Origin of the sequence: Bacillus sp. SD075, assembly GCF_017355165.1 — a bacterium.
Classification (GTDB): domain Bacteria; phylum Bacillota; class Bacilli; order Bacillales; family DSM-1321; genus Peribacillus.
Window position 1 is genome coordinate 109,016 of the sequence record NZ_JADILK010000008.1, and the last position, 11,423, is coordinate 120,438.

Here is an 11,423-nt window from a genome sequence, read left to right on the forward strand (position 1 = left end):
GGGGTGAATATGAGTGGTTTCGAGGTTTAAAGGAGGCTAAATGAAACGTCCTGCTATGCAGGACGTTTCATTAATCATTACTTATGTTTAGCAAGCCATTCAGCGACCATGCTTGCTTCCTTGCCTTGGATTATTCCTTTTGGCATTCCACCTTGGCCATTAGCAATGACTTTTTCGATGTCGGCTTTCGATAGCTTCGAACCGACCTTCGTTAAATTCGGTCCAACTCCGCCTTCAAGATTCACTGCATGACAACTTGAACATTTGTTTTCGTAAATTTTTGCGGCATCACCCGCACCTGCCGTAGTCGTTTCATTATTTTCACCTGCCGGCTCTTTATCTGCAGCATCATCGTTCCCGCCGCATGCAGCCAAGGCTAAAGAAGTACCCAAAACTAGGGCTAACCATTTCATTTTCATTGAATATACCCCCTCTGATTTATACCAGCACAAGAACATTATACCAATTTCAATCCAGTTTAAAACCCTCCCCGAGTACCTCCGATGCGTCCATTACAATTACAAACGCTTTAGGATCAACGAGTTTCACCAATTGTTTCAATTTGGTGAATTCCGACTGATCTATTACGCACATCAAAATTGGTCGAGCATCATCCGTATAGCCGCCATACCCGGATATGCCTGTTACACCCCGGTCCAGCTCATGTATGATAGCATCCCTTACTTCCATTTCTTTATTCGTGATTATTAGTGACATCTTGGACCGGTTCAAACCAATCTGGACGAGGTCGATCGTCTTGCTTGTCACATATAATCCTATTAATGCATAAAGCCCTTTTTCAATATCAAAAACAATGGCAGCACTCAAAACGATGATTCCATCAATGACAGCCACACAGGTCCCTAATGACAGATGGGTATACTTATGAAAAATCTGTGCAGCTAAATCAGTACCCCCTGTGGAACCCTTCCCGCGAAAGACGATCCCCAGCCCAAGTCCGACCATCATCCCCCCGCAAATCGAACCAAGCAATGCATCATTCGTCCATGCATCCCACTCCTTTGTCAGAAATACCACTAAAGGCAAAAACAGGGTTCCAATCAGGCTTTTGGCTCCGAAATGTCTTCCAAGGATAATGAGTCCCGCAATGAACAAGGGGATATTAAACCCCCAAAGTACATAAGCCGGCTCCCAACCGAGAGTAGAATCCAAAATCGTGCTAATCCCGCTGACCCCTCCAGATGCGACCTGGTTAGGCAGTAAGAATACATTAAAACCAATGGCAATTATGGCCGAACCGACAATCACCAATCCATACTCCATTAACTTTTGAATGAAAGGGTGCTTCCGCTCCCGGTATCTTTTCTTCATTTTGCATAAGTCTCCTCGAACCATCATTATTATCTAGTATTGGCCGAAAGAGGTAGAGCATCCCTTTTCAATCCTGTAAATGTCAGCCAGAAGATTCGTTAAAAAGGAAATCATAAAAAAAGCCGGACCGGGGAAACCGGTCCGACTGGCTGATCTTATAATTTCGAACGCAAGTACGCATCAATGAACATATCGATATCCCCATCCATGACTGCTCCCAAGTTTCCGGTCTCGGCACTTGTACGGTGATCTTTAACCATGGAATACGGGTGGAAAACATAAGAACGAATTTGGCTTCCCCAGCCAATTTCCTTTTGCTCACCCCGGATTTCATCCAAATCCGCTTGTTGCTGTTCAATTTCACGTTGATACAATTTGGCTTTCAGCATATTCATGGCTTGGGCCTTGTTTTTGATTTGAGATCTCTCGTTTTGGCACGTTACCACGGTGTTCGTAGGTATATGGGTGATCCGGACTGCCGAGTCAGTTGTATTGATATGCTGACCACCTGCACCACTTGCCCGGTACGTATCGACTTTCAAATCTTCCGTGCGGATTTCTATATTGATCGTTTCATCGAATTCCGGCATGACTTCACATGAAACGAATGAAGTATGTCGTCTCCCTGAAGAATCGAAAGGAGAAATCCGGACAAGACGGTGTACCCCTTTTTCCGCTTTCAAATAACCATAGGCGTTATGGCCTTTGAAAATTAAAGTGACACTCTTGATTCCTGCTTCATCACCTGGTAGGTAATCAAGGGTTTCCACTTTAAAACCTCTTTTTTCACCCCATCTTGTATACATACGCAGCAGCATGGAACCCCAATCCTGGGACTCCGTTCCGCCTGCACCAGGATGCAGTTCAAGAATGGCATTTTTCGAGTCATATTCTTCACTTAGTAAAAGTTGAAGTTCAAAGTCATTCATCTTTTGTGAAAGGATCGTGATTTCTTCTTCCAGCTCAGCCAAAAGTTCTTGATCATTCTCCTCTTTTACTAATTCATATGTCAAATCCAGATTTTCATATGATTCATTCAGATCGGACAATTGATTGACTTGTTCTTTCAAAGCATTCGTTTCATTGATGACAGTTTGTGCTTTTTGCTGATCATTCCAAAAATCGGGATGTGTCATTTCATTTTCAAGCTGTGCGATTCGTGCCTCTTTTTCATCTAAGTCAAAGAGACCCCCTAAAGTCCGTTAATCGTTGCGCTGTCCGTTCAAGTTCATTTCTTATTTCTGCTAATTCCATTTCTCTTCACCTCATTAAGTATGTTAAAAAAAATCCCTGAAGAAGGATTCGCTTCATTACACAAATAAACTTCTTCAAACTATATGCAAATATATTGCTTTATGCAAACTAAACATGAAAAGAGGCGGCAAGCCTTGCACTTAACCGTCCCATAATCATTATACACCTAACTTTAGCCTAAATTGCCATGGCAATTCTTATATTTTTTTCCGCTGCCACATGGGCATGAAGCGTTTCGGCCAACGTCTTCCTTTTTACGGGCAGGGGCTTTTTTCACTTTTCCCCCGTCTTCTTCCTTCGGATTGACCGCTTGTCCTTTTATGACTTCCTTACGCTCCAAATTGTTGCGGATTTCAGCCTTCATGATATATTTGGCAACCTCATCTTCCATGGAAGCAATCATGGCTTCAAACATTGCGAAACCTTCTGATTGGTATTCACGTAACGGATCGATCTGGCCATAAGCACGAAGGTGGATCCCTTGGCGCAATTGCTCCATAGCATCAATATGGTCCATCCACTTACTATCCACTGCACGAAGAACGATTACTTTTTCGAATTCACGCATTTGTTCTTCAGATAGCTCTTCTTCTTTTTGATCATAGCCTTCTTTCACTTTTGCTAAAATGAAATCAACCAATTCCGATTCATTTTTCCCTTCCAAATCAGCTACAGTGATCGAACCTTCATTGAATAGGTTACCATTCAGGTAATCGACAAGGCCTTGGAAATTCCAGCCTTCCTCATCTCCCATTGGTGCAAACGCGACAACATTTCGCTGGATGGATGCCGTAATCATCGTTTCGACGATTTCACGTAAGTTCTCACTTTCCATGACATCGAAACGCTGTTTATATATAATTTCCCGTTGTTGACGGAGAACATCATCATACTGCAGCAATTGCTTCCGTGAATCGAAGTTATTGCCTTCGACCCGTTTCTGTGCGGATTCAACGGCCCTTGTAACCATTTTACTTTGAATTGGCTGGGAGTCATCCATTCCAAGGCGTGCCATCATGTTTTTCATGTTATCCGAACCGAAGCGGCGCATCAATTCATCTTCCATTGATAAATAGAATTGAGTGACCCCTGGGTCTCCCTGACGGCCGGACCGTCCACGCAGCTGGTTATCTATACGTCTGCTTTCATGACGTTCCGTGCCTATGACAGCAAGGCCCCCGAGCTCCTTGACACCTTCACCAAGCTTGATATCCGTACCGCGCCCTGCCATGTTCGTAGCAATCGTCACTGAGCCTTGATTACCTGCATTCGCAATGATTTCCGCTTCACGCTCATGGTTCTTCGCATTCAAAACGTCATGAGGTATTCCTTTTTTTGACAAATAGGCAGATATGACTTCAGATGTTTCGATGGCAACCGTACCGACAAGCACTGGCTGACCCTTTGTATAACGTTCAGCGATGTCTTCCACAACAGCTTTGAATTTCCCATCCGTTGTCGCATATATAAGATCTGCCCTGTCATCCCTGATGATATTCCTGTTTGTCGGGATCGCAATGACATTCATATTATAAATATTGCGGAACTCCTCTTCTTCCGTTTTAGCTGTACCGGTCATACCTGAAAGTTTTTCATACATCCTGAAATAGTTCTGGAATGTGATCGTCGCAAGAGTCATGCTCTCATTTTGAATTTCAAGTCCTTCTTTCGCTTCGATCGCCTGGTGGAGACCTTCACTGTAACGGCGGCCTTTCATCAAACGGCCAGTGAATTGGTCAACGATGACTATCTCGCCTTCCTGGACCACATAATCCACATCCAAATGCATGGAAACATGCGCCTTTAACGCCTGGTTGATATGATGATTCAAAGTAACGTGATTAATATCGAACAAATTATCGATATTAAACGCTTTTTCAGCTCGATTCATCCCATCTTCCGTCAGTTGAACACCTTTTGTCTTTTCATCATATGTGAAGTCCGTTTCTTTTTTTAAGGTTCTCACAAACGCATTGGCCTGGATATAAAGCTGAGCCGATTTTTGTGCGGAACCGGAAATGATCAATGGCGTTCTTGCCTCATCGATCAAAATCGAATCGACCTCATCAATGACAGCAAAGTGCAGCGGACGCTGTACCATTTGTTCTTTATATAACACCATATTGTCACGAAGGTAATCAAAACCTAACTCATTATTCGTACTGTACGTAATGTCCGCATTGTACGCGGCTTGTTTTTCTTCTTTGGAATGACTGTTCAAATTCAATCCGACGGTCAAACCAAGGAAATCATACAATACCCCCATCTCGGTGGCATCCCGGTGTGCCAAGTATTCATTGACAGTAACGACATGTACACCTTTACCGGTAAGCGCGTTTAAATAAACCGGCATGGTGGATGTTAAGGTTTTACCTTCCCCTGTTTTCATCTCGGAGATATTTCCATCATGAAGGGATGCACCACCCATGATTTGAACACGGTAAGGGTATAAGCCCAGAGCACGCTTCGCCCCTTCACGCGCAACTGCAAAAGCCTCAACGAGCAAATCATCAACGGTCTCCCCATTTTGATAACGCTCTTTAAACTCACCCGTTTTGGCACGCAACAATTCATCCGATAACGCAGCTGTCTCATCAGCCAGCGCTTCGACCTGATCAGCGATTTTTTCTAAACGTTTGATTTCTCGCTTATTCGGATCAAAAACTTTATTTAATATATTAAGCATTCAGTAACGCTCCTCTATTATGGTAATGATCGTTCAATGACAAAATTCATATAAGTAAGAAGAAACACATCTTCTTTTATTACTAATGCACGCTTAATTTTACCACTTCTATCCTAGAGGTACAACTTCATGTCACTTCCATGCCTATAGACCTGAATTCAATTCTTGAGAAAAACAATGGATAAATGAGGAGGAAAACTGTTAAAATAAGAGGAAGTATAAAAAATTTGTTGCAAACTCCCCACTATTCCATATGCAAATGAGAATATCCGTAACCTTCCATCACTAGATGCTGTGTCCTCTCTAGAGATAGCATGTCAAGGTAATCCAATCTTACAGGCTTCATGTTTTGAATATAAGATGGGCTACTGAAACTTAATAGCGGAAGATAAATAGAACATGTTTCGAGGTGGTATTGATGATTGGTGAACGTGTAAAAAAACTGCGAGAAGAAAAGAAAATGTCGATGACTGAACTTGCCGATAAAGCGGGTGTCGCAAAGTCTTATTTAAGTTCGCTCGAGCGGAACTTACAAACGAATCCTTCTATTCAATTTCTTGAAAAAATCTCCGCCGTACTTAACATTCCTGTTGATGCCCTGCTTTATGATGCGCCAAATAAGGAAAACTTGGACACCGACTGGATGAAAATCGTTGAGGAAGCCATGAATTCAGGTGTTTCAAAACAACAATTCAGGGAATTCATCGAGTTTAATAAATGGAGAAAAGATAAAGAAGAATAGAATGGTAGTGCACTAGTTTACTTACATAATCCTGAAGAATACAGTTTGAATAAGCTAGACTCACAAGAACCTCGAGGAAGATTGCACCCTATAAACAGCAAATGAATCGAACCACTGTTTATAGGGATGTTCTCGATCTGTTCGGAACCTATTTTCCATCGTTCTCCTCAAATGTTACCTCAAGGCTTTCCCGTTTAAAAAAAGCACTGATTTCCTCTTTTTTCAAACCCAAGCTCCTTGCTTCTGAAATCAATTTTACCCATTCTTGATCCATTGCCACATTAGCCACCTCTTCTACCTCCTAAAATACTCTTTGTATTTCAGGCAGACCAGCCATCATAGTCACAAGGACCTTAGACCTGTGCCTTTGCGCCCTCATCTTTCAATAAGTTTGCCTTTGTCGTGGTATTTATTACCAAATACAGTACTTATAATCATATTATAACGGATACACACTCCATATATTGCTATTTTATGTCGGTAATCCACATAAATGCAAAACTTTCATCCGACAAAATATTACAATATTAAGAAAATTCAAAGTTTAGGTGGTCTATCATGGACTAATTCAATTTCGTTTTTTTATATTATAGTAAATATGGCTCTTCTTAATATTTCGTTGGGGTGTATTGATTCTCTCAATTGTAAGTGCATCCAGGGCTTTTTGCGCCGTTAAGTCCTCACCGCAGGTCGGGCATAGCCACTTTTCATACTCCGCACTGCTAAAAGAAGCCCTCAGGCATGTATGGCAATTCTTTCGATACAAGTGATCCAACCCCTTTGCGCCTTGGTCAAATTGTTTTTTATTATCAACTAATTGTTCTTTTTAAAGAACTAACAATTCAAGTATAGTGCAAAAGATAGGGGTGATTGAATAGGTAAAACTAACTATTTATCTTAATAAAGAACATGTTTCGTTCTTTAAAATGGATTTTTAATGATTTTGTATTTTTTAGAGAACAAAGGGTTACTTTTCTAGTAAATCAACAGCCTGCGAATTCTATCAACATGCATTAAAAAAGCACAACCCAGGGGCTGTGCTTTTGATCTTAGAATAATAATTAACTAGGTTCAATCAATCCATAGCGACCATCTTTTCGGCGGTACACTACGTTCGTTGTATTGGTATCCGCATTCGTGTAAACGAAGAAACTGTGACCAAGCATATTCATTTGTAAAATCGCTTCCTCACTGTCCATCGGCTTTAAATCAAAGCGTTTATTGCGGACCACTTCAATATCATTATCATCTTCGAATTCATCCACCACTTCGTCAACTTCCGTATTGAAGGCGAATGCATCGGGTGTAGTCGATAGATTGTTTCGGAATTTACGATTGACCTTCGTTTTATGTTTACGAATTTGGCGTTCAAGCTTATCATTGATCAAGTCAATGGCAGCATACATATCCGCATTTTCCTCTTCAGCGCGAAGAACCAAATTCTGCATAGGAATCGTCACTTCGACCTTTGATGTATTATTGTTCACTTTTAAATTCACTAACACATTTGCATCTGGTGTATTGTTAAAATATCTTTCTAACTTGCCAATTTTCTTTTCGACGTATTCTCGAATTGCTGGAGTTACCTCAATGTTCTCGCCGCGTACGTTGTAATTCATAAAGTGAGTCCTCCTTAAATTAAGACTATACAGTTAGATTCTACAATACCCCTCCGGTTCCCTTTAGAAACTCATCATGAAATATGTCGAAATAATAAAACAATTGTCGGAAGGTTTGGAAAGGGTTGATGTCTGCCCTAGCTTCATTATATCAAATGCTATGCTATAAAGAAAAAATTAAGCCTATATTATTTACAGAAAATTTTAAAATAATTAACATAAAAACCGTTTGAAGTCCAAACGGTTGGGTAATCAATTTCTTTTATCGTAAAACAAGCCATCCACTGATAGACTCTCATACGGGTTCGTGTATTTATTAGATGATCGTTTCTTCTTATTTATTTCCTGGATGTCCCGCTGTATCTCCTGCTTTTGGAGCTTCAGCAAGTGATCGACCTGTTGGTTAAGCAACAGTGTTGCACGGCCCAGCTGCTGCTCTTCACCAGTAAAAGGCGGTTTGATTTGAGAAAGAAGACCATCTCGCTGATCTATCAGCTGTGTGACCCTTCCTATTTTATCATCACGTTCTGTAATCGTCCGCTCTTCCAGAACGGTAAGTAATTCTGCAGTCAAATCATGAAAGGTTCTAATCACCATTACACTTGACCGCTTTGGGTAAATTGTTTTTTCCGATTGATCTGAATTACTTCCTTCCAAGTATTCCGGAACTCAGTAACAAGTCCCTCCACTTCTTCCAAGGCAGCAACATCATTTTTTATATTCGCCTCTATCAAGCGCCGGTTCATGAAATCATACAGACTCATCATATCTTTGGATACATCCGCATCCATATTCAGCGTCACCATCAATTCATGGATAATATTTTGAGCCTTAATGATGTTCGTATTCTTCGCTTCGATATTACCAGCTTCAATGGCATTCTTCCCAAGCATGATGAACTTCAAGCAGCCATTATAAAGCATTAATGTAAGCTCTCCCGGTGATGCTGTATTGACTGAATTTTGCTGATATGATTGATATGGATTATTTATCGCCATATTTAACTTCCTTTCCGACTTACCTTAACTAAAATAAGAAGCCAAAGATGCACTTTGGCCGTTTGCCTTCTGGATCGCTTTTTCCATCGCCGTGAACTGGTTGTAATAGCGCGATTCCAGTTTCGTTAACTTTGCTTCAAAAGCTGAAATCCTCGTATCCAACCCATTGACCAATTTCCCGATAGTAAAATTATTATTAACATATCCGGCCTTTCCGGCTTTTTCAGTAATCACCTTCATGGATGATTCTATATCACCCCTTAACCGGCGCGCGAGGCCTTTGTCGCTCTTTTCCGTTCCGTTGGCCATGAACATATCATAAATCGCATTGGGATCCTCACTAATGGCTGCGCGGAGCTTGTCCTCATCAATCGTTAATTTACCACCCTCCAAATAATTCTTGGTCGTGGTAATGCCCAAACTGCTTAGAGTGTTTTTTCCAGTGATGCCATCCACCGAGGTGTACAGCGATGACCTCATTGTGGTCAGGAGACTTTTTAATGTCGAATCGCTCTTTAACGTTCCGCTCTTCGCCTTTTCTTCCCATTGCTTCACTTCATCCTCCGTCATTGCCTTCTTTTGCTCCGTGATAAGCGGGGTAAAGGAGCGATATTTCGCTTCATCCGTTTTACCTTGAACCTTTTTAATGACTTCATTGTATTTATTCACAAACTGTGTGATTGTATCCAAGATGGCATCCACATCAGCAGTTGAAGAGAATGTGACGGTATCCGTCGTTTTTTGCTTTACCGTTATTTCCGCTCCATTAATCTGAAACGTATTCGATGGCCGGGAGATTTCCAGCCCATTATATACAATCGACGCATTCTCCCCTTTTGAGCCGCCAGTTCCTTCATTGTTACTGTCCATTTTTAACATATTGAAAAAATCTCCGGTGCCCCCTAATTCTATTTCTGCTCGATCTTTAACATCACCGGTATTTTTAGCAGTGATGGAAAATTTCTGGGATGTTTCATCGAAAAATAGAGTCACTCCCGAATTAGCATTAATTTTATTTATAACGCTTTCTAACGTATCGTCCGCATTAAGGGTAAGCGTATAGGGATTTTCCACTGTCTCCCCATCTTTTACTTCCGTATCGAAACCGCCATTTTTATTGATCGCCAGTATCGTAATCTCTTGTGGTGTCGTGAAACCCAATTCCGATAATACCTTTTTGGGGTCAGTAACGGCTGATTTTTCCGTACTTGTCATGGTCGCTGCCCTGGCAAGTCCATTCACTTGTATATTCCCGGAAAAGTCACTGGTTGAATTCACATTTCTCACTGATACAGCATCTGGATTCGATACTGACACCTTCTTTTTAATGAAGGAAGACTGCTTCCCAACTCCATCACGAATGAGCGTATCCAATTCTGATAAAGCTGTATTCATCGAGCGGTAATCATCCCGCTGCCACTCGGAATACTGCTTTTTCTGTGTTAATTTATCCAATGGCACCCGTTCTGCCTGCATCATGCTCTTAACTATTTCATCAATGTCCATTCCACTTGCTAAACCACTGACTCTTACCACAATTGACCACCCGCTTATATTTTTTCATCCACCATGATTCCGACAAACTCCGTCATTGCCGCATAGAAATCCAATAACTTCTTCGGGGGAATTTCCCTGATCGTCTCATCCGTTACATCATCCACTACCTTGACATAATATTCATTGAGCTTCTCATGATACTCAAACCGGATCGCCGTATGTGCTGGGTCCAGGAAGGTGTTTAGACTCTCCACCGCTTCCTGCACCTTTTCTTTTGAAGGCTGATTATTAGATTCCACACTTTGTTCGGAATAGGCAATCGTATTCATTTCCCGCTGATAATATGAACCGATTCCTTCCGAGATCGCTGTTCTAAGCTGTGAGGAAAGAATATTCGTGGACAAACTTTCCAGCATCTAAATAGCCCCCCATATGATCTCTTTACTTTTTATATCGGTAATTACAGTTTTATATTTAGACAAGCTTTGATTTTGGTTTTAACTGCAGACTTTCACTAATGATCCTTTGCTATAAAAGAGATTCCACCAAAAAACTCCATAAATATCCGGTGTTTTTTGGGTTTTTAACTTTGACCGTTGATTTCCACTCCAGGTACTCGCTTTCCGCGGGCAGTCCGGGAGCCTCCTCGGCGCTTTTGCGCCTGCGGGGTCTCCCTTGGACTCACATTCCCGCAGGAGTCACGCACCTTACGTTCCAATCAACTTTGTTTTACATTTAGATAGAACTCCTTTTACCTACAGCCTTTTAATAAAAAATAGAGGGATTATAACTGGGGTGATTATCACCTCTCAAAGTTCGGAAAAGGGTATGAGCGATGCTTTAAAAATACTGACCTGTTTGAACAGATTTTCTACCGCATCTTAATTTAAGCTCCCAAAAGAAAATTGATAGGTGTAGAGCATGTATTTGTTAATTACACATATTGGCTTTGGCAAGGAGACTATTCTCTATAACTGCTTCAAATCCAATAAGAAATCAAAAGAGGCTGGGACATAACTAAATAAACCATCCTCAAAGACGAATCATTCTATGTTATTCTACCTATTAAATATCATGCTGTTTTCGTATATGTTGTTTTTATTCATCCATTCAAGCTGTAAGAACAAGTTCGTTCCATTGCGCTAGATTTTTAAAAATAGGATGCAAAAAGCAACAAAATCTATGGAATAGAACAAATAAAGACCCGATCTATTAGCCGGAAATTCCGCTTATCGTTCGGGTTTATCGTGGACTAAAATACTTATGTCCCAGCCTCTTTTGTCTACAAACTCAAC

Annotated in this window: 11 protein-coding genes and 1 riboswitch; of the genes, 1 reads left to right on the top strand and 10 read right to left on the bottom strand. The window is 41.1% G+C overall.

The features are described from left to right. Positions 1-77 precede the first annotated feature (77 nt). From cccB to secA, 4 genes are all read right to left on the bottom strand, one after another. Positions 78-419: a cytochrome c551 gene (cccB, locus tag IOC57_RS08715; RefSeq protein WP_207438351.1), complete on the bottom strand. Its 342-nt coding sequence runs from the start codon at positions 417-419 to the stop codon at positions 78-80. A 49-nt stretch (positions 420-468) separates the two neighbouring features. Next, entirely contained in the window at positions 469-1,284 is an 816-nt protein-coding gene (locus IOC57_RS08720) for a YitT family protein (protein ID WP_396020788.1), read from the bottom strand. Between the two features lie 203 nt (positions 1,285-1,487). Continuing rightward, positions 1,488-2,586 (bottom strand): peptide chain release factor 2 gene (prfB, locus tag IOC57_RS08725; RefSeq protein ID WP_251426756.1). Its coding sequence is split into 2 segments (ribosomal slippage): positions 1,488-2,522 and positions 2,524-2,586, totalling 1,098 coding nucleotides; the frame shifts between segments, so codons are not numbered across the junction. A gap of 172 nt (positions 2,587-2,758) precedes the next feature. Next, positions 2,759-5,272: a preprotein translocase subunit SecA gene (gene secA, locus IOC57_RS08730; RefSeq protein WP_207438353.1), complete on the bottom strand. Its 2,514-nt coding sequence runs from the start codon at positions 5,270-5,272 to the stop codon at positions 2,759-2,761. 418 nt (positions 5,273-5,690) lie between these two features. Between secA and IOC57_RS08735 the strand changes: the two genes are divergently transcribed. Then, positions 5,691-6,014 carry a helix-turn-helix domain-containing protein gene (locus IOC57_RS08735; RefSeq protein ID WP_207438354.1) on the top strand — a complete coding sequence of 108 codons (324 nt, stop codon included), beginning with the start codon at positions 5,691-5,693 and terminating at the stop codon, positions 6,012-6,014. A gap of 148 nt (positions 6,015-6,162) precedes the next feature. On the opposite strand, the gene IOC57_RS08740 is transcribed toward IOC57_RS08735, so the two are convergent. The 6 genes from IOC57_RS08740 to flaG form a co-directional block, all read right to left on the bottom strand. Beyond that, positions 6,163-6,303 carry an anti-repressor SinI family protein gene (locus IOC57_RS08740; RefSeq protein ID WP_309487690.1) on the bottom strand — a complete coding sequence of 47 codons (141 nt, stop codon included), beginning with the start codon at positions 6,301-6,303 and terminating at the stop codon, positions 6,163-6,165. Between the two features lie 31 nt (positions 6,304-6,334). After that, positions 6,335-6,420: riboswitch (cyclic di-GMP riboswitch) on the bottom strand. A 655-nt stretch (positions 6,421-7,075) separates the two neighbouring features. Beyond that, positions 7,076-7,633 carry a ribosome hibernation-promoting factor, HPF/YfiA family gene (hpf, locus tag IOC57_RS08745; protein ID WP_063233921.1) on the bottom strand — a complete coding sequence of 186 codons (558 nt, stop codon included), beginning with the start codon at positions 7,631-7,633 and terminating at the stop codon, positions 7,076-7,078. A 252-nt stretch (positions 7,634-7,885) separates the two neighbouring features. Continuing rightward, positions 7,886-8,230: a flagellar protein FliT gene (gene fliT, locus IOC57_RS08750; protein ID WP_207438355.1), complete on the bottom strand. Its 345-nt coding sequence runs from the start codon at positions 8,228-8,230 to the stop codon at positions 7,886-7,888. Next, positions 8,230-8,631, bottom strand: a complete 402-nt coding sequence (gene fliS, locus IOC57_RS08755; protein ID WP_207438356.1) for a flagellar export chaperone FliS — start codon at positions 8,629-8,631, stop codon at positions 8,230-8,232. Before fliS ends, fliT begins: the two co-directional genes overlap by 1 nt. Positions 8,632-8,655: 24 nt before the next feature. Continuing rightward, positions 8,656-10,167: a flagellar hook-associated protein 2 gene (locus tag IOC57_RS08760; protein ID WP_207438357.1), complete on the bottom strand. Its 1,512-nt coding sequence runs from the start codon at positions 10,165-10,167 to the stop codon at positions 8,656-8,658. A 14-nt stretch (positions 10,168-10,181) separates the two neighbouring features. After that, positions 10,182-10,544, bottom strand: coding sequence for a flagellar protein FlaG (gene flaG, locus IOC57_RS08765; RefSeq protein ID WP_207438358.1), 363 nt, complete (start codon positions 10,542-10,544; stop codon positions 10,182-10,184). Positions 10,545-11,423: the final 879 nt, after the last annotated feature.

Coding starts and splice junctions, on each gene's coding strand:
- cccB (WP_207438351.1), bottom strand. CDS start 419: ATGAAAATGAAATGGTTAGCCCTAGTTTTGGGTACTTCTTTAGCCTTG.
- IOC57_RS08720 (WP_396020788.1), bottom strand. CDS start 1,284: ATGGAGTATGGATTGGTGATTGTCGGTTCGGCCATAATTGCCATTGGT.
- secA (WP_207438353.1), bottom strand. CDS start 5,272: ATGCTTAATATATTAAATAAAGTTTTTGATCCGAATAAGCGAGAAATC.
- IOC57_RS08735 (WP_207438354.1), top strand. CDS start 5,691: ATGATTGGTGAACGTGTAAAAAAACTGCGAGAAGAAAAGAAAATGTCG.
- hpf (WP_063233921.1), bottom strand. CDS start 7,633: ATGAATTACAACGTACGCGGCGAGAACATTGAGGTAACTCCAGCAATT.
- fliT (WP_207438355.1), bottom strand. CDS start 8,230: ATGGTGATTAGAACCTTTCATGATTTGACTGCAGAATTACTTACCGTT.
- fliS (WP_207438356.1), bottom strand. CDS start 8,631: ATGGCGATAAATAATCCATATCAATCATATCAGCAAAATTCAGTCAAT.
- flaG (WP_207438358.1), bottom strand. CDS start 10,544: ATGCTGGAAAGTTTGTCCACGAATATTCTTTCCTCACAGCTTAGAACA.